This is a genomic window from Rubellimicrobium sp. CFH 75288 (genome assembly GCF_009904055.1).
Taxonomy (GTDB): Bacteria; Pseudomonadota; Alphaproteobacteria; order Rhodobacterales; family Rhodobacteraceae; genus Rubellimicrobium.
In genome coordinates this window covers 128,394-148,722 of sequence record NZ_WYDP01000001.1, presented here as the reverse complement: position 1 = coordinate 148,722, position 20,329 = coordinate 128,394, and the positions used below count along the sequence as shown (strand labels likewise).

The 20,329-nt window shown below is 68.5% G+C and carries 15 protein-coding genes and 1 tRNA gene; 7 read left to right on the top strand and 9 right to left on the bottom strand.

Features of this window, described 5'->3' with window-relative positions; genetic code table 11:
- Positions 1-3 precede the first annotated feature (3 nt).
- Complete coding sequence (locus GT358_RS00705; protein ID WP_166580651.1) at positions 4-762, bottom strand: DsbA family protein; 759 nt, start codon at positions 760-762, stop codon at positions 4-6.
- 160 nt (positions 763-922) lie between these two features.
- Here GT358_RS00705 and GT358_RS00700 point away from each other — a divergent pair, with 160 nt between their 5' ends.
- A complete protein-coding gene (locus tag GT358_RS00700) occupies positions 923-2,164 on the top strand; it encodes an N-acetylmuramoyl-L-alanine amidase (RefSeq protein WP_243730637.1) in 1,242 nt (413 codons plus the stop codon).
- Between the two features lie 13 nt (positions 2,165-2,177).
- Here GT358_RS00700 and GT358_RS00695 read toward each other — a convergent pair whose 3' ends face one another.
- Entirely contained in the window at positions 2,178-2,786 is a 609-nt protein-coding gene (locus GT358_RS00695) for a trans-aconitate 2-methyltransferase (RefSeq protein ID WP_166580650.1), read from the bottom strand.
- 150 nt (positions 2,787-2,936) lie between these two features.
- Between GT358_RS00695 and GT358_RS00690 the strand changes: the two genes are divergently transcribed.
- The 4 genes from GT358_RS00690 to GT358_RS00675 all read left to right on the top strand — a co-directional run bounded on the left by GT358_RS00690 (position 2,937) and on the right by GT358_RS00675 (position 10,726).
- Positions 2,937-5,441 carry a penicillin-binding protein 1A gene (locus tag GT358_RS00690; protein ID WP_371416180.1) on the top strand — a complete coding sequence of 835 codons (2,505 nt, stop codon included), beginning with the start codon at positions 2,937-2,939 and terminating at the stop codon, positions 5,439-5,441.
- Positions 5,442-5,504: 63 nt separating this feature from the next.
- Positions 5,505-6,632 carry a peptide chain release factor 2 gene (gene prfB, locus GT358_RS00685; protein WP_166580649.1) on the top strand — a complete coding sequence of 376 codons (1,128 nt, stop codon included), beginning with the start codon at positions 5,505-5,507 and terminating at the stop codon, positions 6,630-6,632.
- Positions 6,633-6,686: 54 nt separating this feature from the next.
- Positions 6,687-6,763 (top strand) — tRNA-Pro (locus GT358_RS00680).
- 357 nt (positions 6,764-7,120) lie between these two features.
- Positions 7,121-10,726: a vitamin B12-dependent ribonucleotide reductase gene (locus tag GT358_RS00675; RefSeq protein ID WP_166580648.1), complete on the top strand. Its 3,606-nt coding sequence runs from the start codon at positions 7,121-7,123 to the stop codon at positions 10,724-10,726.
- Positions 10,727-10,736: 10 nt separating this feature from the next.
- Here the strand turns inward: GT358_RS00675 and GT358_RS00670 are convergent, their stop codons facing one another.
- From GT358_RS00670 to GT358_RS00645, 6 genes are read right to left on the bottom strand one after another with little or no spacing between them, the layout of a single operon-like run.
- Positions 10,737-11,597 (bottom strand): dihydrodipicolinate synthase family protein, encoded by an 861-nt coding sequence (locus GT358_RS00670; RefSeq protein WP_166580647.1) that lies wholly within the window; start codon positions 11,595-11,597, stop codon positions 10,737-10,739.
- On the bottom strand, positions 11,591-12,739 hold the full coding sequence (dgoD, locus tag GT358_RS00665; RefSeq protein WP_166580646.1) for a galactonate dehydratase: 1,149 nt from the start codon (positions 12,737-12,739) through the stop codon (positions 11,591-11,593). Before dgoD ends, GT358_RS00670 begins: the two co-directional genes overlap by 7 nt.
- The gene (locus GT358_RS00660; protein WP_166580645.1) at positions 12,736-13,779 is read right to left on the bottom strand and encodes an ABC transporter permease; all 1,044 of its coding nucleotides are present in this window, start codon (positions 13,777-13,779) and stop codon (positions 12,736-12,738) included. The genes dgoD and GT358_RS00660 overlap by 4 nt, the downstream gene beginning before the upstream one ends.
- Entirely contained in the window at positions 13,776-15,278 is a 1,503-nt protein-coding gene (locus tag GT358_RS00655; RefSeq protein ID WP_166580644.1) for a sugar ABC transporter ATP-binding protein, read from the bottom strand. The genes GT358_RS00660 and GT358_RS00655 overlap by 4 nt, the downstream gene beginning before the upstream one ends.
- A gap of 58 nt (positions 15,279-15,336) precedes the next feature.
- A complete protein-coding gene (locus GT358_RS00650) occupies positions 15,337-16,299 on the bottom strand; it encodes a substrate-binding domain-containing protein (protein WP_166580643.1) in 963 nt (320 codons plus the stop codon).
- 34 nt (positions 16,300-16,333) lie between these two features.
- Positions 16,334-17,164: a FadR/GntR family transcriptional regulator gene (locus GT358_RS00645; protein ID WP_166580642.1), complete on the bottom strand. Its 831-nt coding sequence runs from the start codon at positions 17,162-17,164 to the stop codon at positions 16,334-16,336.
- Positions 17,165-17,320: 156 nt separating this feature from the next.
- Here GT358_RS00645 and GT358_RS00640 point away from each other — a divergent pair, with 156 nt between their 5' ends.
- On the top strand, positions 17,321-18,217 hold the full coding sequence (locus tag GT358_RS00640) for an N-acetylmuramic acid 6-phosphate etherase (RefSeq protein ID WP_166580641.1): 897 nt from the start codon (positions 17,321-17,323) through the stop codon (positions 18,215-18,217).
- Here GT358_RS00640 and GT358_RS00635 read toward each other — a convergent pair.
- Positions 18,189-18,992 (bottom strand): lytic murein transglycosylase, encoded by an 804-nt coding sequence (locus tag GT358_RS00635; protein ID WP_166580640.1) that lies wholly within the window; start codon positions 18,990-18,992, stop codon positions 18,189-18,191. The two genes, GT358_RS00640 and GT358_RS00635, sit on opposite strands and share 29 nt — an antisense overlap.
- A 131-nt stretch (positions 18,993-19,123) precedes the next feature.
- Here GT358_RS00635 and GT358_RS00630 point away from each other — a divergent pair, with 131 nt between their 5' ends.
- Positions 19,124-20,236, top strand: coding sequence for a S1C family serine protease (locus GT358_RS00630; protein ID WP_371416179.1), 1,113 nt, complete (start codon positions 19,124-19,126; stop codon positions 20,234-20,236).
- Positions 20,237-20,329 lie beyond the last annotated feature (93 nt).

Genomic DNA, 20,329 nt, shown 5'->3' with positions numbered 1-20,329 from the left:
GCCTCAGCCTTCCTCTGCCCGCGCATCCGCGACGATCCCCTCCATGACGCTGGCGGGCACATAGCCCCGGACGATCCGTCCGCCGATGAGGAAGGTCGGCGTGCCCGAGATGCGCAGACGCTGGGCGAGGAGGCGGTTCGACTCGATGGTTTCGGTCACTGCGGGCGAGTCCATGGCGGCGAGGATCGGCGCCGGCTCTAGGCCCAGACCCTCGGCCAGACGCGACAGCGTTTCGGACGTCACGTCCGTTCGCAGCGCCATGAGCGCGTCGTGCGCATCCTTGTAGGCCTCATCCCCATGAAGCTCTCTCACGGTCAGGGCGAAGCGCGCCGCGAGGAGGCTCTGCTCGCCGAGGATGGGCAGTTCGCGAAGCACGAAGCGGATGTTGCCATCGCCCGCGACCAGACCCTCGACATCCTCGAAGGCACGGCGGCAATAGCCGCAGCGATAGTCGAAGAACTCGACCAGGGTCACGTCGCCGTCCGGGTTGCCACCGACCCAGGCGTGGCCGTCGCCCTCGGCTGCGTCCCGGTTGGCTGCGACCAGGGCGGCGTCGGCAGCGGCCTGAGCCTCCTGCTCCCGCGCCTCCAGAACGCCGATGGCCTCCATCAGCACCTCCGGATTCTCCAGAAGGTAGGCACGGACCTCGGCCCGGAACGCCTCGCGCTCGGCGGCCGTCATGGCGGTCAGGTCAAGGGCTCCGGCGGACGGCGCGGCCGCCAGCGTGGCGAGACAAAGGGCGGCAAGGGTCGATCGAGCCATGGCAGATCCTCCGGGATTGGGCGCGATGTGGACCGGAAAGCCGCATCGGTGCAAACACGAAATCCCGTCTCACGCAGGCGTGACGGGTTCGTCCCAGAGCGCGGGCATTGACGTCCGGCCCGAGCAGCGGCAGCACCGGTCGCGAGGGCAGGGGGCAGGCATGATCGCACGGGTCGTCTTGGCGGGGTGGATGGTCGCGGCCGTCGTGGCGCTGATCCTGCCGGGTGCGGCTGCCGCTCAGGCTCTGGCGGGGCTTGCGCGCGTGGAGCCGGCCGGAAGCCGCGTGGCGGACGAGGGTCGCGAGCTGGCGGTGGATCTGTCGCTGAGCCAGGCCGTTCCTTGGCGCGCCTTTACACTCGATGCTCCGCCGAGGCTGGTCCTCGACTTCCGCGAGGCCGATTTCCGTGCTGTGGACCCGGCGGCGTTCCTCCGGCGCGGTCTGGCGACGGATGTGCGCTTCGGCTCGATCCGGCCGGGCTGGTCGCGGATGGTGGTCGTCCTGGACGGGCCGCTCGGCGTCCGGGAGGCAGGGATGCAGGTGGACCCGCAGACGGGCCGGGCGCGACTCGTGCTGCGGCTCGCGCCGCAGGACGCCGCGACCTTTGCGGCCGAGGCCGGGCCTCCGCCCGGACCCGACTGGGAGCTGGAGCTTGCAGTGCCCGATGCGCCCCCGCCCCCGCCGGTCACTCCGGCGGACGATGGGCGGTTCGTCGTGGTCATTGATCCCGGACATGGCGGCATCGATCCGGGGGCCGAGCGGGGCGGTCTGCGCGAATCCCATCTGATGCTGGCCTTGGGAATCGAACTGGCCGATGCGGTCAGCCGTGCGGGGATGGTCGCGGTACTGACACGGCGCGAGGACGTGTTCGTTCCCTTGCAGGAACGGATGACCATTGCCCGCGCGGCCGGGGCCGATCTGCTGATCTCGCTTCACGCCGATGCGCTGGAGGAGGATCAGGCCCGGGGAGCCTCGGTCTACACGCTGAGCCGCGAGGCCGCGGACCGCGCGTCGGCCCGGCTGGTCGAGCGGCACGGCGGAGACGATCTAATCGCAGGTCTCGACCTGACCGGACAGGGCGACGCCGTGGCACAGGCCCTGCTGGATCTGGCCCGGCAGGATTCCGGGCCACGCAGCGAAGCGTTGGGGGATGCCATCGCCCGCGGGCTGAGCGAGGCGGGGGCCGTCGTGAATTCCCGTCCCCGTCGGCAGGCGCCGCTCGCGGTCCTGAATGCAGCCGATTTTCCCTCGGTCCTGGTCGAGACGGGTTTCCTGTCGGATGCGGGGGATCGCGCGCGCCTGGCCACCCCCGAAGGTCGGGCGTCCCTTGTGGCCGGAATCCTCGCCGGCATCGTGCTGTGGCGGCAGGACGAGGATGCGCTGCGACCGCTGCGCCGTCGCTGACTGGACGATCCGATCAGCCGCGCCGCCGCGCCATCCAGATGGACCGTCCGCCGCACGCCTCCTCCTCCGGCCAGAAACCGAGAATCTCCCACCCGGCTTCCTCGAGGAGGGTCCGGTATTCGTCCGGGTCGAGGCTGGCATGATACACGTCCGAATCGCCGATCCGGCCCGTCGCGGTGCCCTCGCAAGGCCCCGTCGTCATGAGCAGGACAGCCCGGGGTGCCGCATGCGCCGTCAGCACGGGAACCATTCCGCGCTGATGATCGGGGGTCAGATGGAAGAGGCTGTCCCAGACAAGGATCAGGTCGAACACGGCATTCAACCGCAGGCCGCGCATGTCGGCATGAAGCGCCGTCGCCGCCGGTACCACGCGGGCGAACAGCTCGATCATCGGACGCGAGGCGTCCACGCCCGTCACCAGGCAACCCCGATCCACCAGATACTCCGCCAGCGGCCGCCCGGCGCCGCACCCCAGATCGAGCACCCGGCGTTTCCCGGCTTCGCGGGGAGCAAGGGCGAGAGCACGATCAAGCCACGGTCGCTCCGTCAGACGCCGGTCGCGAGAGGCCGCCCAGACGCGTCCGTTGCGATCATAGGCGGCGATGACGTCATCCGGGTCCATCTGCCCCTGTTTCAACCACTTGTCGGCCCCTGCGTCCAGCCGCAGCAAAGCTGCCGCGCGCCTTTGCGCCGAATCCGCATGCAGGTGTTTTGACCCGGCCCCGCCGGGCGGATAAGGCTGGGAGCATCCACGATCCGGGGGACGGGTTCGGTGCTGCGACTTGTCATGTCCTTCTTCGGGGGCATCTTCTCGATGCTCACCCTCTCCCTCGCCTTGGCCGCCGTCTCCCTCGGGGCGGTCTTTGCCATGTACGGCCGAGACCTGCCCTCCTACGAGGCGCTGTCGCAATATTCGCCTCCGACGATCAGCCGCGTCTACAGCGCCGAAGGCCGGATCATCGACGAGTTCGCCCACGAGCGGCGGCTGTTCACCCCCGTGGAGGACATCCCCGACCTGGTCCGCTTTGCCTTCATCTCGGCAGAGGACCAGAACTTCTACAGCCATCCGGGATTCGACCTGCGCGGCATGGCCTCGGCCGTGCTGGACTGGGCGCGCTCGGGCGGGCGGATGCGGGGCGCATCGACCATCACCCAGCAGGTGATGAAAAACTTCCTTCTCGACGGCTCGCGAACGGCCGAGCGCAAGGTCAAAGAGATCATCCTGGCCGTGCGCATCGAGCAGGCCATGAGCAAGGACCGCATCCTCGAACTCTATCTCAACGAGATCTTCCTGGGGCAGAACAGCTACGGCGTCACGGCCGCGGCGCAGACCTACTTCAACAAGCCCCTCACCGAGCTGTCGGCCGGCGAGGCCGCCTATCTCGCCGCGCTGGCGCAACGGCCCGGCAACCTCCATCCCGTGCGCGACCGCGAGGCGGCCGTGGCACGCCGCAACTATGTTCTCGGCCGCCTGTTCGAGGACGGCCATATCGACCGCGCGACGCTGGAGGCCGAACGGGCCGCGCCGCTGCGCACGGTGCAGGGGGGCGACTATCCCTCGTTCCGGGCATCGGTGCCGCCCCGGGACTACTTCACCGACGAGATCCGCCGGCAATTGTCCGTGAACTTCGGCGAGGAGGAGTTCTTCACTGGCGGCCTCTCCATCCGCGCGACCATGGACCCCGAACTGCAGGTGGAGGCCGCCCACGCGCTCCAGCGGGCGCTCGAGAATTTCGACCGGGGGCTCGGACGGTGGCGGGGCACGGGTGTCCGGCTGCCGGAGGAGGTGCTGGGGTCCGAAGCCGGCTGGCGCGAGGCCCTGGCAGCCGCGCAGGTGCCCCGCGACATCACGCTGAACGGGACCTGGTATCCTGCGGTCGTCCTCGAGGTCGGGGAGGCGGAGCTCCGCCTCGGAATCGAGGGAAACCACCCGGAGCCGCCCGTCGTCCCCCGCGAGGACATCCAGTGGATGCGCGGGAGCTTCCGCGACAATTTCGAGCGCGGCGATGTGGTGCTGGTCCGGCGCATGACGGCGGACGCCGACGGGTCCTTCATCCGCTGGACGCTGCGTCAGGTGCCTGAGGTCCAGGGCGCCTTCATGGCCATGGATGTCAACACGGGGCGCGTGATCGCCATGCAGGGCGGCTTCTCGTACCAGGCCAGCGTCTTCAATCGCGCCACGCAGGCCCGGCGGCAGCCCGGCTCCGCCTTCAAGCCGTTCGTCTTTGCGGCGGCCCTCGATTCAGGCTACTCGCCCGCCTCGATCGTGGTGGACGCACCGATCGAGATCAACACGCCCCAAGGGCTCTGGGTGCCGCAGAACGCATCGGGCCGCTACTACGGGCCGACCCCCCTCCGGACCGGCATCGAGCAGTCGCGCAACCTCATGACCATCCGTCTTGCGCAGGAGATCGGAATGGAGACGGTCGCGCAATATGCCGAGCGGTTCGGGGTCTACGACCGGATGAGCCCCTTCCTCTCCAACGCGCTGGGCAGCCAGGAGACGACGCTGTTCCGCATGGTGGCGGCCTACGCGATGTTCGCGAATGGCGGCGAACGGGTGGAGCCCACGCTCGTGGACCGGGTGCAGGACCGCTACGGCGTGACGATCTACCGCCACGACCAGCGGGAATGCCTCGACTGCGACACCCTGGCCCTGCCGCAGGGGCAGGCGCCGCGGATCGTGAGCGACCGGCGGCGCATCATGAACGCCGTCACGGCCTATCAGCTCACCTCGATGATGGAAGGGGTGGTGCAGCGGGGCACCGCGGCCCGTGCCATCAACCTGCCGGTGCCGGTCGCCGGCAAGACCGGTACCACGAACGAGGCCAAGGACGTCTGGTTCGTCGGCTATACGTCCACCATCGCGGCGGGTTGCTATATCGGCTACGACACGCCGCGGCCGATGGGCGGGGCCTCGGGCGGCGGACTCTGCGCCCCGGTCTTCCAGGAGTTCATGCAGAAGGCGGTGGCGCGCTTCGGCGGGACGGCCTTTGCGGTGCCGGACGGATGCCGCTTCATCAACATCGATCGTTTCACGGGCTCGCGGTTGCCCGACAGCGCCTCGGGCGAGAACGTCGTGAGGGAGTGCTTCCGCGAGGGCGAGGAGCCGGTGTTCGGCGTCACCTATGACGGGGGCTTTGCGGTGTCCGAGAACGTGCCGCTGGTGGACGAGGTGCGCGCGGCCGCCCGTCAGGTCACCACCTCGACGGGGGGAACCGCCGTGGTCGGACCCAATGCAAGCTTCGGCACGCTGTCGTCCGGCGGGCTCTACTGAGCATGCCTTGAACGTCCCGGCAGGGGCGCCTAAGACCGCCTGCACCCCGGCAGGAGAACGTCCATGCGGACCGAGACGCAGACCATCGTGGAAGGCATCCGTCGCTCCGTGGACCTCGTGAGCCGCCGGATGGATCGCGAGACGGCCGCCCATCGGCTGGAGGAGCTGAATGCGCGCGTCGAGGACCCGACGCTCTGGGACGATCCCCAGGCCGCGCAGAAGCTGATGCGTGATCGTCAGGTGCTTGCGGACAAGCTGGCCGCGGTCGAGGCGCTTGAGCGCGACCTCAACGACAACGTGGAGCTGATCGCGCTGGGCGAGGCCGAGGGGGACAGCGAGGTGGTGGCGGAGGCCGAGGCGGCCCTGCGTGCCTTGCGCGAGCGGGCTGCCCAGCAGGAGATCGAGGCGCTGCTCGACGGCGAGGCCGATGCCAACGACTGCTACCTCGAGATCAATGCCGGTGCCGGCGGAACGGAAAGCTGCGACTGGGCCGCGATGCTGGCGCGCATGTATGTCCGGTGGGCCGAGCGGAAGGGGTATCAGGTCGAACTCCAGTCCGAGACGCCCGGCGAAGAGGCGGGCATCCGCTCCGCCACCTACCGCATCGCCGGGCACAACGCCTATGGCTGGCTCAAGACGGAGGCGGGGGTGCATCGCCTGGTGCGGATCTCGCCCTTCGACTCCTCGGCCAGACGGCACACGAGCTTCTGCGCCGTCTGGGTCTATCCGGTCGTGGACGACTCCATCGAGATCGAGATCCCCGACAAGGACATCCGGATCGACACCATGCGATCCTCCGGCGCGGGCGGACAGCACGTCAACAAGACGGAATCGGCCGTGCGGATCACGCACCTGCCCACCGGCATCGTCGTGACCTCCTCGCTCAAGTCGCAGCACCAGAACCGCGACATCGCCATGCAGACCCTGCGGGCCCGCCTCTACCAGATGGAACTGGACCGCCGGAACGCGGCCATCGCCGCGCAGCACGAGGCGAAGGGCGATGCAGGTTGGGGCAACCAGATCCGCTCCTACGTCCTGCAGCCCTACCAGATGGTCAAGGACCTGCGGACGGGTCACGAGACATCGGACACCCAGGGCGTCCTCGACGGCGATCTGGACCCCTTCATGGCGGCGACCCTGGCTCACAACGTTGCCGGCAAGAGCCGGGCCGAGGCTCTGGCAGAGGACTAAGGCCCTGCCCGTGCTTTCCAAGCGCTGCCGCGTGCCTTAGATGTGGGCGCGGTTCGGGGCGTAGCGCAGTCTGGTAGCGCATCTGCTTTGGGAGCAGAGGGCCGGAGGTTCGAATCCTCTCGCCCCGACCATCTCCTCCATCCTGCGGTTTTTCGCTCGGTCCGGCGGCGTAATGTCACACCGATGTTGTGTGTGGCCGCTAGATCACGGGCCTGTGGGCGACTCTGGGGGCCGCCCGATGAGAATCGACGGCAATCCAGCAGGCTCCGCCGACCGACGGGGTCAAGCGGAAAAGTTGTCTCATCCACAGCAAAATCGACTTCCCCTCAGGGACCCGGATGCGCCAGATTGTGTTGGTGCAAACGAGCCCCACAAGATATGGTGGGGTAGAGCAGTGATGACCCAGATTCCCGGAGGGCCGAGAGGCTCGGGACCGTGCAGGCTCCCTGCACGCGCCGGAAATCTGCGTCCCATGAGGAGTCGGTTGGATGAAGATCGCCCGCGCGTTTACGACCGAAGGCCAGGATGCCTACGAGGGCATCCCCTTCCGCATCACCTCGTCGGAAATCCGCAACCCTGACGGGTCCACCGTGTTCCGGCTCGATGCGCTGGAAGTGCCGGAAAGCTGGAGCCAGGTCGCCGCGGATGTGATCGCGCAGAAGTATTTCCGGAAGGCCGGCGTGCCCTCGCGGGTCGAGCGAATTCCCGAGGACGGAGTTCCCGAGTTTCTCTGGCGCGGGCGGCCCGCCGAGGGCGCGACGCTGGGAGGGGAGACCAGCGCAAGGCAGGTCTTCGACCGGCTGGCGGGGGCGTGGGCCTACTGGGGCTGGAAGGGTGGCTACTTCACCTCCGAGGCGGACGCCCGCGCCTATTACGACGAGATGCGTCACATGCTGGCGCGGCAGATGGGCGCCCCGAACTCCCCGCAATGGTTCAACACCGGGCTGCATTGGGCCTACGGGATCGACGGACCCGCCCAGGGCCACTTCTATGTGGACTACCGCACGGGCGAGCTGACGCGCAGCGACTCCGCCTACGAGCATCCCCAGCCCCACGCCTGTTTCATCCAGTCGGTCAAGGACGACCTCGTGAACGAGGGCGGGATCATGGACCTCTGGGTGCGCGAGGCGCGGCTCTTCAAGTACGGCTCCGGCACGGGGACCAACTTTTCCTCCCTGCGGGCCGAGGGTGAGAAGCTCTCGGGCGGTGGGCGGTCGTCGGGACTGATGGGGTTCCTGCGCATCGGCGACCGGGCTGCCGGGGCGATCAAGTCGGGCGGCACCACGCGGCGCGCGGCCAAGATGGTGATCGTGGACGCCGATCACCCCGACATCGAGGAGTTCATCAACTGGAAGGTGCGCGAGGAGCAGAAGGTGGCGAGCCTCGTCGCCGGCTCCAAGATGCATGAGAAGCGACTCAACGCGATCCTGGCCGCCATCCGGTCCTGGGACGGAGCGCAACAGGATGCCTATGACCCGGTGCACAACGCCGCGCTGAAGATCGCCATCCGCGAGGCCAAGGCAAGCTCCATTCCCGACACCTACATCAAGCGCGTCCTCGACTATGCGCGGCAGGGCTACAGCTCGATCGAGTTCCCGGTCTTTGATACCGATTGGGATTCGGAGGCCTATGCCTCCGTCTCGGGCCAGAACTCCAACAATTCCATCCGGGTGACCGATGCCTTCCTTCGTGCGGTCGAACAGGATGGCGACTGGCACCTGACGGCGCGCCGCGACGGGAAGGTGGTCAAGACGGTCAAGGCCCGCGACCTGTGGGAGCAGATCGGCCATGCCGCATGGGCCTGTGCCGATCCGGGCATCCAGTTCCACGATACGGTCAATGCCTGGCACACCTGTCCGGCGGACGGGCCGATCCGCGGGTCCAATCCGTGCTCGGAATACATGTTCCTCGACGATACGGCCTGCAACCTTGCCTCGCTGAACCTGCTGGCCTTCCTCCGCGGCGGCACGTTCCAGGCCGATCTCTACATGCATGCGGTCCGGCTCTGGACCGTCACGCTCGAGATCAGCGTGCTCATGGCCCAGTTCCCGTCGCGGGAGATCGCACAGCTCAGCCACGACTTCCGCACGCTGGGTCTCGGCTATGCCAATATCGGCGGCCTCCTGATGAACATGGGCCTGCCCTACGACTCGCGCGAAGGGCGGGCGCTTTGCGGCGCCCTGACGGCGATCATGACCGGCGTCGCCTATGCCACCTCGGCCGAGATGGCCTCCGAACTAGGGCCGTTTGCCGGTTTTGCCCGCAATCGTGACGCGATGCTGCGCGTGATCCGCAATCACCGGCGCGCGGCGCACGGCCAGTCGGGCGGATACGAGGGACTGGCCGTCAAGCCCGTGCCGCTCGATCACGAAGGCTGCCCCGACAAGCGGCTGTCGGTTCTGGCCATGCAGGCCTGGGACGAGGCGCTGACCCTGGGCGAGGCCCACGGCTATCGCAACGCGCAGGCGACGGTCATCGCGCCCACGGGGACGATCGGGCTGGTGATGGACTGCGACACGACCGGCATCGAGCCCGACTTCGCCCTCGTGAAGTTCAAGAAGCTGGCCGGTGGCGGCTACTTCAAGATCATCAACCAGTCCGTGCCGGCCGCCCTGCGGCGGCTGGGCTATTCCGAGGGAGAGATCGAGGCGATCGTCGCCTATGCGGTCGGACATCGCACGCTGGAGGGCGCACCGGGGATCGACCACACGGCCCTGATCGGTCACGGCTTCGGCCCAGAGGAAATCGCCAAGATCGAGGCTGCGCTGCCGCAGGCCTTCGACATCCGCTTCGTGTTCAACCAGTGGACGCTGGGCGAGGCCTTCTGCACCGGCACGCTGGGCATTCCGGCTGACAAGCTGGCCGATCCGAGCTTCGACCTGCTGCGGCATCTGGGCTTCACCCGCCAGCAGATCGAGGCAGCCAACGATCATGTCTGCGGGACCATGACGCTGGAGGGCGCCCCCTTCCTGCGGGAGGAGCACCTGCCGGTCTTTGACTGCGCCAATCCCTGCGGTCGCAAGGGCAAGAGGTTCCTGTCGGTTCAGAGCCACATCACCATGATGGCCGCCGCCCAGAGCTTCATTTCCGGGGCGATCTCCAAGACCATCAACATGCCCAACAGCGCGACCATCGCCGACTGCCTCGACGCCTATCGCCTCTCCTGGTCGCTGGGGGTGAAGGCCAACGCGCTCTATCGCGACGGCTCGAAGCTGAGCCAGCCCCTGGCCGCGGCCCTGATCGACGGCGACGAGGAAACGGAGGAGGTGCTGGCGACCGGCGCACCGGCCGAGAAGGCGGCCGTCCTCGCCGAGCGGGTCGTCGAGAAGATCGTGGTGCGCGAAGTCCGCTCGCGCGAGCGCGAGAAGATGCCGGCGCGGCGGAAGGGCTATACCCAGAAGGCGATCGTGGGCGGCCACAAGGTCTATCTCCGCACCGGCGAGTACGAGGACGGCCGGCTGGGCGAGATCTTCATCGACATGCACAAGGAGGGCGCGGGCTTTCGCGCCATGATGAACAACTTCGCCATCGCCGTGTCCGTCGGGCTCCAGTACGGCGTTCCGCTGGAGGAATTCGTGGATGCCTTTACCTTCACGCGCTTCGAGCCGGCCGGTCCGGTCCAAGGCAACGACTCGGTCAAGTCCGCAACGTCCATCCTGGACTACATCTTCCGCGAACTGGCGATCTCCTATCTCGACCGCACCGATCTGGCCCATGTCGCGCCCAAGGGACCCAGCTTCGATGAGCTCGGCGCCGGCGAGGCGGAGCGCAACGTCGTCCCCGTGAGCGAGGGAGCCGCCTCGCGCTCCATCGAGGTGCTCAAGCAGATCAGCTCGACGGGCTACCTGCGCAAGCGTTTGCCGCAGGACCTGGCGCTGCTCAACGGCAACTGGACCGTGACCGAGGCGGGCTTGGGTCTCGAGGCGCAGACGGGCCTTGCCACGGTGGCGGCGGCGCAGATCAGCGCGCGCGACAAGGCGCGGATCCAGGGCTACGAGGGCGACCCCTGCGGAGAATGCGGCAACTACACGCTTGTGCGCAACGGAACCTGCCTCAAGTGCAACACCTGCGGCGGCACGTCGGGATGCAGCTGAGCAGGGCCCGCTAGACCCCTGCCCAGCGCCGGGCGAGGCGGAGACCCGCCTCGCTCGGCCGCAAGGCCGGCGCGCGATCGTGGATCGTCATGCCGACCCGTGCGCCCCACACGCGCTTGCCGTAACAGGCCAGATGGTCCAGCGACTGCATCCCGAACAGGGCAGCCGGCAGGAACGCGGCATATGCTGCCTCGGCCTCGCACTGGCGGCCGGCGCCCCAGGCCTTCCAGCAGGCGACGACGCCCTCGAGCACGTCCGGTGCGACGATGAAGCCGCGGGCTCCGACGCGAAGTGCGTCGGTCATCTCCAGACCGCCCCGGCCATTGAGAACCGTCAGGTCGCCGCAGGCCGCGACAAAGGCCGCCAGATCGACCGCCGGCAGTTCGGCCTTGACATGGGTGAGCCGGGGCAGACGGTGTCGCAGGTCGATCATGTCGGCCCCGCCCAGCGAGCGGCCGAGATATTGTGGCGCGTTCTGGATGGCGAGAGGGATGGTCGCGTCCTCTCCGACCCGCGTGAAGAAGTCCAGCAGCTCGGCTGCCGCGCCGGTGCCGACGGCCGGAGGCTGAAGGATGGCGAGGGCGGCTCCGCTGTCTTCGGACAGGCGCACCAGTTCCCGCTGCTCGGCCACCGAGTTGCCTGTGATCGTGACGGCGAGGGGCAGGGCGCCCCGATCCCGGGCAGCCCAGCGGATGGCGCTTCGGCGCTCCTCCAGCGACAGCTTGCCCACCTCGGTGGCCAGGCCGAGGATGACGAGGAAGTCTGCGCCGGCGGCGGCTGCCCATTGCGCCTGCCGCGCCATGGCCCCGCGGTCGAGACGCTCCGCCTCGTCCCACAACGCGAACAGGACGCAACCGATTCCTTCTACCATTCGGCGATGCTTCCGTCGCTGTGTCGCCAGACCGGAGCCCGCCAGCGGTGCCCCTCGCGTGCAGCGTCCGCGACGCGGTCCTCGTCGATCTCGATTCCCAGTCCCGGACCCTGCGGGATCAGAAGGAAGCCCTCCTCGATCCGGAAGCCGGTTCCGTCCTGCATGTAGCTGCCCAGATCGCCGCCGCGATTGTAGTGGATGCCGAGCGACTGTTCCTGGATGAAGGCATTGTAGCAGACGGCATCGATCTGCAGGCAGGCCGCCAGGGCGATCGGTCCCAAGGGACAATGCGGAGCAAGCCCGACGTCATAGGCTTCGGCCCAGTTCCCCAGCCGCACCGTCTCGCTGATGCCCCCTACATGGGCGGGATCGGGATTGACGACCTGGGCGATGCGCCGTTCGAACAGACGCTTGAACTCGGCGCGGCTGTGCATGCGCTCGCCGAAGCAGAGCGGAATGGACGTCAGCTGGGCCAGCCCCTCTGCTTCCTCGACCGCTCCGGCGGCAACAGCATCCTCCACGAAGATGGGACGCAGCGGCTCGATCTCGCGCAGGAGGACGCGGGCCATGGGCAGATGGACCCGGCCATGGAAGTCGAAGGCCAGATCCATGCGGCTACCCAGCGCGGTGCGCAGGTCGTGAAGGGTGCGCAGGATGCCGTCCAGCTTGGCATGTGTATCGACGATCTGCAGCTCGTCGCAGATGTTGAACTTGCAGGCGGTCAGGCCCTGCGCGAGCAGCGCCTCTGCGCCGGCGATCAGGTCGCGCGGCCTGTCGCCGCCGATCCAGCAATAGGTCCGCACCCGGTCGCGAACGGGTCCGCCGAGCAGCGCATGGACCGGCTGACCCAGCCAGCGGCCCTTGATGTCCCACAAGGCCGTGTCGATGCCGGCCAGTGCGCTCATCAGGACAGGGCCCCCCCGGTAGCAGCCGTTGCGGTAGATCATCTGCCATGTGTCCGCGATCAGTCGCGGATCGCGTCCGATCAGCACATCGCCGAGTTCGCGAACCTTGGCGGCCAGCGTCTCGGCATGCCCTTCCAGGATCGGTTCGCCCCAGCCGCTCACGCCCTCGTCGGTCTCGATCTTGAGAAAGAGCCACCGGGGCGGGACGAGGTAGGTCCGCAGAGCCGTGATCTTCATGATGAGGCCGCTGTCAGCCGCGACTGCCGCCGCTCGGCCAGGGTCATCCGCCACTGGCCGATGGCGACGGCCACCACGAGAAGCAGGCCCTTGGCAACGAGCTGATAGAAGGTGGGGATTCCTAGCAGGTTCATCCCGTTGGACAGGACCGCAAGGAGCAGCACGGCCAGCATGGTGCCGGCAATCGTGCCCTTCCCACCCGCGAGCAGGGCGCCGCCCAGAAAGACGGCGGTGATCGACTCGAGCGCGAGGTCCTGGCCGGCAAGGGGCTGCCCCGAGGAGGTGCGCGCCGCGATGATGATGCCGGCGAGGCCCGACAGCGCCCCGGCCAGCGTGTAGATGGCGAGCCGCATGCGGTTGAGGTCGATCCCGGCCAGGCGCGCCGCGGCCGGATTGCCGCCCATCGAATAGATCTGTCGCCCGAATACGGTGGAGGACATGACCACATGCCCCACGATCACGGCGGCGAGCATGATGGCAAAGGCGATCGGAATGCCGGGAAACCCCTCGGTTTGGAACAGACGTCCCGAGCCCAGCAGGGCGAAGGTCGGGTCGAGCACCCCGACAGGCTTGCCCTCCGGCGCGATCAGGAAGGCGACGCCGCGGAAGGCCGACATGGTCGCGAGCGTGGCCACGACCGGGTTCACCTTGAGGTAGTTGATGATCCCGGCATTCACGAGGCCGAGCGCGGCGCCGGTCGCGACACCGCCGGCCACGCCTCCGAGGACGGTTCCCGATCCGGTGACGATCAGCGCGCAGACCACGCCCGCGCAGGCGGCGATGGAGCCGGCAGAAATGTCGAGGCCGGCGGAGACGATCACCATGGTCATGCCCACGGCCACGAGGCCCACCACTGCCATGTTCTGCGCGATGTTGAACAGGTTGCGCGACGTGAAGAAGGCGGGCGATTGCGAGGCGATCAGCGCCACCAGGATGACCAGGGCGATGATCAGCGAGAGGTTCTCCGCTCCGATGGCATCGAAGACGCGGCCCAGCGAGCGCTTGCGCGCGCGGGGCGCATGATCCCGGGCGATGCTCATGCAGCCAGACCTTTCCCCAAGGCGTGCGAGACGATCATCTCTTCGGTGGCATCCTTCTTCTCGATCACGGGTGACAGCCGACCGTTCGCCATCACCACGATGCGGTCGGACAGGGCCAGGAGTTCGGGCATCTCCGAGGAGATCAGCATGATGGCCATGCCGTCCCGGGCCAGCCGGTCGATCAGGCGATAGATTTCCGCCTTGGCGCCGACGTCCACGGCTCGGGTCGGTTCGTCGAGGATCAGCAGGCGGGGACCTGCGGCCAGCCATCGGGACAGGACGACCTTCTGCTGGTTGCCTCCCGAGAGCTTGGACACCTCCTGGGCGAGGGAGGGTGTCTTGACATCCAGCGCCCGGATGACGGGGCCCACGCGCTCGAGCATCATCCGGTCGCGCAGCAGGCCCCAGCGGCTGAGCCGGCGGTAGACGGCCATGGAGGCGTTCTCGATCACCGACCGCACGAGGATCAGCCCTTCGGCCTTCCTGTTCTCGGGAGCAAAGCCGATATCGGACGCGATTGCATCGGCGGGGGAGCGGATGGTCCGCTCCCGCCCCAGGATGCGGATCGTCCCGCGGCTGTGCGGGAACTCTCCGAAGATCACCTTGGCGAGTTCGGTCCGGCCCGCCCCCACCAGCCCGCCGAAACCCAGGATCTCGCCCGCGCGGATCCGGAACGAGACGTCGCGATGCCAGCGCGACCAGAGACCCTCGACCTCCAGGACCACCTCGGGGCGGGTCGTCTCGTCCCGGCGAAAGTCGTGAACCAGCTCCCGGCCCACCATGAGGCGCACGATCTCGTCCTCGTCCGTCTCGCGGGTGCGCAGCGAGCCGGTCACGCGACCGTCCTTGAGGACCACCACTCGATCCGAGATGGCGAGAACCTCCTTGAGGCGGTGGGACACGTAGATGATCCCGAGCCCTTCCGCGCGCAGCTGCCGGATGAGGGCAAAAAGCCGCGCCACCTCGTCGGAGGTCAGTGACGAAGTCGGCTCGTCGAAGGCCACGACCTTCATGCCGGGCTTGAGCGCGCGGACGATCTCGACCAGGTGCATCTGGGCCGGTGACAATGTCCGGCCCAGCGCGTCGGGGTCCACCATCCCCGCGAAACCGTAGCGCTCCAGCTGGCCCAGCATCAGCGCGCGCATGGCGCGGTGATCCACCCGCCCCAGCCGCCTGCGGGGATATTCTCCCACAAAGACGTTCTCCGCGGCCGAGATGTCGGGAACGATCTCGGGCTCCTGGCGGACGAGGCGGAACCCGGCCTGCCGCGCCTCGAAGGGCGAGGCGTGACTGACCTCGCGTCCCGCCAGCCTGACCCGGCCCTCGTCCAGATCATAGTCGCCGCACAGGATCTTCAGAAGCGTGGACTTGCCGGCGCCGTTCTCCCCCACGAGGGCCACGACCTCGCCGGCTGCCACCTCGAGCGACACGTCGGCCAGCGCACGGACGCCGGGAAAGGTCTTGCCGACGCCGGCGACGGCGAGAACGGGGTCGCTCATGCTCTGGCTCTCACGGGACGGGGCGGAGCGCGTCGCCGCGCTCCGCGGGGTTCGGACCTCAGTCGCAGGGCATGACGTCGGCCCAGGTCTCCGGCGTCACCATCGTCGTGTTTGCGACGGTCTCCGGGGGCAGCGGTGTGCCATCCTGGATGTTGGCGATCAGCGCGCGGGCGGCCGCCTCTCCCACATCCTCGCCCGAGAGATAGAGGGCAGCGCGGAACCCGGTCGGAATGCCCTCTTGCCAGGGGCGGCAGGCCTCGTAAGCGCCCAGGCCGACGGCGATCACGTTATCGGGCTCGTAGCCGGCGTTGCGCAGGGCGTTGGTCGTTCCCAGAACACCCTCGTCGTTGCAGGCGACGACGACGAAGTTGTTGACCGTCGAATTCGCCGTGATGACAGGACCGGCTGCGGAGAGGGCCGCGTCCACCGTCCCGTCATACGGCACGGTGATGAAGCGGTCGTCCGTCACACCGACGGCCGCAAGCTGCTCGCGCGCGGCATTGGTGCGGTCCATGCAGACCGTGAGGGTGGACACTTCGGTGACAAGAACGGCGTAGTCGCCGGACTCGAGCCAGCCTGACTCCTGAAGAAGCTGGGCGGCGGTCTGTCCGACCTTGGTGCCCATGTCGCGGCCGTTGAAGCCGACAAAGGGCACCGGGTTGCCGTCGCCGTCCACGATCGCATCGTCCGTCGCCACCAGCGGGATTCCCGCTTCGGCCGCCGCAGCCGCGATGGCAGGTCCGAGCGCCTGATCGGGCACGGTGATGGCAATGCCTTGGGCTCCGGCAGCGATCGCGTCGGAGACGGCCGAGATGGCGAGGTTGGAGTCGAGCTCGACGTTGATCGTCCGCGCCTCGAAGCCGAGCTCTTCCGCAGCCTCGGTGAATCCTCGGGCCTGGTCGATGAAATATTGCTGTGTGCCCGACTTGTAGATGGCCACGACGAGCGGCCGGTCCTGGGCAGCGGTCGCCGTCGCCATCAGCACCACCGCAAGGGTGGCCAGAGGTCTGCGAATGTCCATTGTCTCCTCCCTTGGACGTCGCGGTGTCCGCAGGCTATGATGCTTTGTCTGACAAACGCAAGCGCGATCCGGCGGGCGAGCCCCCGCTTCTCGAACCGGGCATGCGCTGCATGGCGGCCTCGGCATCCCGAACGGCTTCGCGCAGAAGCTGCCGCATTGCGGCCGAGGCCTCGGCGCACTCGCCCCGCTCCCATGCCTCCATCACTGCGGCATGGAGACGGTGGCCGTCCTCCAGCCCCACCATGCCGCTGTCGAAACCCCGCGCCTCGATCTGGAGTTCGAACAGGAGCTTCAGAGCGGCCTCCACGACGTTGAAAAGCTGGTCCAGAAGCGGGGAATCGACCGCGGACAGAAAGGCCCGGTGAAACTCGATGTCCGTTTCCACGAAAACGTGCCGGCGGATGGCCAGATCCGGATCGGGCGACTCGAAGGCTGCCACCTTGGCGGCCCAGGCCGCCCGAATCCGCTCGCGCGCGGCGGGCGAGGCAGACCGCGTCGCTTCCCAGACCACACCCGGCTCGATCACGGAGCGGACCCGAAGCAGTTCGAGCAGCAGCGTCGCCCGGTCGCCAGCCCTGATCCGCCATCCGATCACATCCGGATCGAGGAGCCGCCAGTGATCGTGCGGCAGGACGCGCGTGCCGTCGGAGGTCCGGCTGCGCACGAGGCCCTTGGCACCGAGGATCCGGATCGCCTCCCGGATGACGGAGCGGCTCACTCCCAGGCTTTCCACCAGATCGGCCTCGCGCGGGATGGTGGAGCCCGGCGCCCATTCGCCTCCGACGATCCGCTGGCCCAGGTCGGCCACGGTCTCGCCCAGGATGCCACGGAACTGGATGGTCCCCTCCAGGGGCTGATGGCGCATCGTCCGGCGGAGGGCGGCTGGGTTCGGCACGGGACAACCTCGATCCTGCATGGAGGATAAGTCGGCTCGCTGTGTTCTGACTAGCATTCGCGGCGGGGGAAACCCGGCGGCCCCACGCCCGTTCCCATGACGATGCGTCGGCGACAGGGCAGCAGGATGACAGAGACGCTCGAACCCCGCTTCCGCGATCTCGACCTGTGGCCGCTGCGCACGGCTCTGGACGCCCTCTGGGAGGGCCAGCTGGCCGCAGTGGCGGCACTCGGTCCGGCGCTGCCTGCGCTGGCCTCTGCGGCCGAGGCCGCGGCCAAGCGGCTGAGGGAGGAACGGGCCAGACTCTGCTATGCGGGCGCGGGCAGTTCGGCCCGGGTCGCCGTTGCGGATGGCAGCGAACTGCCGCCGACCTATGGGTGGCCCGAGTCACGCCTGCATTTTCTCGTGGCCGGAGGGGAGCGGGCCCTGCTGCGACCTGTCGAAGGGGCGGAGGATGACCCGGAGGCGGCCCGCTCGGAGGTGCATCGGCTCGGCCTCTCGGGGGCTGACGTCCTGGTAGCCGTCGCGGCGAGCGGTGGAACGCCCTACACCCTCGCCGCCGCCGAGGAGGCCAGGCGCCGCGGGGCGCTGGTTGTCGGGATCGCCAATGCAGAGGGGTCGCCACTTCTTCGCGCTGCGCATCATCCGGTCTTCTTGCCGACCGGTCCCGAGGTCCCGGCCGGATCCACGCGGATGAAGGCCGGCACGGCCCAGAAGGCGGCGCTCAATCTTCTCTCCACCGCCGTGATGATCCGCCTCGGCGGCGTGCATGACGGCATGATGGTCGGCATGCGGCCGCTCAACGCCAAGCTGCGCCTGCGCGCAACGGGAATCGTGGCGCGGATCGCCTCCTGCACCGAGGACCGCGCAGCCCGCGCCCTCGAGGCGTCGGGAGGCTCGATCAAGGCAGCGATCCTGATCGCCGGGGCCGGTCTGTCGCCCGAAGAGGCCGACCGCCGGCTCAGCGAGGCCGGCGGCCGTCTGCGCGAGGCGCTCAGCCCCCGTCGATCTGGCGGCCCATGATGGCAAGGGCGCGCTGGTAGACGCTTGCCGCGTTCCACAGGCCGAGGACGGGGAAGTTTGGCTCGCCCTCCTGATAGCCTGCGCCGGGCTGCCAGCCCTTCTGGCGCAGGAAGTTGGCGGTGGAGGCCATGGCATCGGCGAGGTTGTTCAGGTCAACCCGTCCGTCGCCGTTCCCGTCCTGCCCATAGCGCAGGAGGTTGGCAGGCAGGAACTGGGTATGACCCAGCTCGCCATGCATCGCGCCCACCGAACTGGGCGAGATGGATCCCCGATCGACCAGAATCAGCGCGGCGAGGGCATGCTCCTGGAAGAGCTGCGGTCCGCGACGGCAATCGTAGGCAAGCGTCGTGATAGCCGACAGGACGTTCGCATCGCCCATGAAGTTCCCGAAGCCCGTTTCCATGCCGTGAATGGCGATCAGGATGCCAGGGGGAACGCCATAGGCCCGCTCGAGCGACTCGTAGAAGGCGCGGTCGCGCTCCAGCCGCTGCCGGCCCTGGCGCACGATCGTCTCCGATCCGCGCACGCGCATGAACTCCTCGAGCGAATAGCGGAAGCTGCGCTGGTTGCGGTCGGCCTGGATGGTGCGTTCGGCATAGCGCGTGCCGGCCAGGGCATCGAGCCCCCGCTGGCCCACACCATTGGCAGCGGCATATTGCGCGAATTGCTGTTTCCAGGATTCGAAGCCCGAGGCGTCGTTGCCGCATCCCACGCCCTGGGCCGAGGCGGCTGCGGGCAGGATGGCTGCGGCAAGAGCAAGAAGTTGGCGGCGCAAGGGGGTTCTCCTCGTTGAGTCGCCTTGTGGCGGCTGCGGATGGTCTTAGTTTGCCACGGCGAACATGGCTCGGGTCAAGCCGTGGTCCAGCCTTTGTGAACGCCTCGCTATCGGATAACGGAGGGTGATCGGTGATCCGCGGGTTGCTGACCGTCACGGTGGCGGCGCTGGTCCTCGGCCTGGGGATCGGGCTGGGACTGGGGCTTTCCGGCTTTCTGCCAGACCGCCGCATTGCAACCCCCGTGGCGCCCCTGGCCGTCTCCGTCGCTCCGGAGGGGTCGGAGGAGGCGGCGACCATCGCCCTTTTCCGCAACGCCCGCGACAGCGTCGTGTCGATCGCAACCAGTGCGGCCCGGCGGGGGCTGTTCGGGATGGTGACAGCCGAGGTGCCCTTGGGCGCCGGCTCGGGCTTCATCTGGGACGGCAACGGACATGTGGTGACGAACGCCCATGTCATCCGCGGAGCCACCGCAGCCGTCGTCACGCTGGCGGACGGCCGCAGCTTCGATGCGCGACTCGTGGGTCGCGACGAGCGCCACGATCTGGCCGTCCTGCGCATCCGCGGCAGCGACCTGCCGCCGCCCCTGCCACTCGCCCCCCCCGAGCCGCCCGAGGTCGGCGCGCGGGTCCTCGCCATCGGCAACCCGTTCGGTCTCGACTGGACCCTGACCACCGGGATCGTCTCTGCTCTCGATCGGGAGATTCCCGGGCGCGGCGGCACCAGCATCCGCGGCGTGATCCAGACGGATGCCGCCATCAACCCCGGCAATTCGGGGGGACCGCTTCTCGACTCGGCCGGGCGCATCATCGGGGTCAACACCGCCATCTACTCGCCATCCGGCGGCAGTGCGGGGATCGGCTTTGCCGTCCCGGTCGCGGCCGTCCAGCGCGTCGTGCCCCAGCTCATCCGCACGGGGCGCTACAGCCCCCCGAGCCTCGGCCTGGTCTTCGACCCTCGCCTGAATGCCCTGGCGAACCGGCAGGGCCTGGCCGGCGTGGTGGTGCTCGACGTGCCTTCGGGCTCCGCCGCGGCGCAGGCGGGGATCGAGCCTGCCGAGATCCTGCGCGACGGTCGCATCCGCACGGGCGACGTCATCGTGGCCGTGGAGGGCGCCCGGGTCGAGACGCTCGACGATCTTCTGGCCGCGCTCGAGGCGCGCGAGATCGGCCAGACCGTGCGCGTCACCCTGTGGGACGGGGCGCGAGAGCGGGATGTGGCGCTTCCGCTGGTGGCGGAGGGCTAGGCCGACCGGCCGGGCGCCCCGGTTTCGGCAGAGACCGGCATGGTGTGGCGGCTGCCCGGTTGTCTCCGTCCGCGCGGCTGGGTATCTGCCGCG

What these genes read in the sequence shown, in the direction of transcription:
- GT358_RS00705 (WP_166580651.1), bottom strand. Translation starts at nt 762, where the DNA reads ATGGCTCGATCGACCCTTGCCGCCCTTTGTCTCGCCACGCTGGCGGCC.
- GT358_RS00700 (WP_243730637.1), top strand. Translation starts at nt 923, where the DNA reads ATGATCGCACGGGTCGTCTTGGCGGGGTGGATGGTCGCGGCCGTCGTG.
- GT358_RS00695 (WP_166580650.1), bottom strand. Translation starts at nt 2,786, where the DNA reads ATGGACCCGGATGACGTCATCGCCGCCTATGATCGCAACGGACGCGTC.
- prfB (WP_166580649.1), top strand. Translation starts at nt 5,505, where the DNA reads ATGCGGACCGAGACGCAGACCATCGTGGAAGGCATCCGTCGCTCCGTG.
- GT358_RS00675 (WP_166580648.1), top strand. Translation starts at nt 7,121, where the DNA reads ATGAAGATCGCCCGCGCGTTTACGACCGAAGGCCAGGATGCCTACGAG.
- GT358_RS00670 (WP_166580647.1), bottom strand. Translation starts at nt 11,597, where the DNA reads ATGGTAGAAGGAATCGGTTGCGTCCTGTTCGCGTTGTGGGACGAGGCG.
- dgoD (WP_166580646.1), bottom strand. Translation starts at nt 12,739, where the DNA reads ATGAAGATCACGGCTCTGCGGACCTACCTCGTCCCGCCCCGGTGGCTC.
- GT358_RS00660 (WP_166580645.1), bottom strand. Translation starts at nt 13,779, where the DNA reads ATGAGCATCGCCCGGGATCATGCGCCCCGCGCGCGCAAGCGCTCGCTG.
- GT358_RS00655 (WP_166580644.1), bottom strand. Translation starts at nt 15,278, where the DNA reads ATGAGCGACCCCGTTCTCGCCGTCGCCGGCGTCGGCAAGACCTTTCCC.
- GT358_RS00650 (WP_166580643.1), bottom strand. Translation starts at nt 16,299, where the DNA reads ATGGACATTCGCAGACCTCTGGCCACCCTTGCGGTGGTGCTGATGGCG.
- GT358_RS00645 (WP_166580642.1), bottom strand. Translation starts at nt 17,164, where the DNA reads ATGCGCCATCAGCCCCTGGAGGGGACCATCCAGTTCCGTGGCATCCTG.
- GT358_RS00640 (WP_166580641.1), top strand. Translation starts at nt 17,321, where the DNA reads ATGACAGAGACGCTCGAACCCCGCTTCCGCGATCTCGACCTGTGGCCG.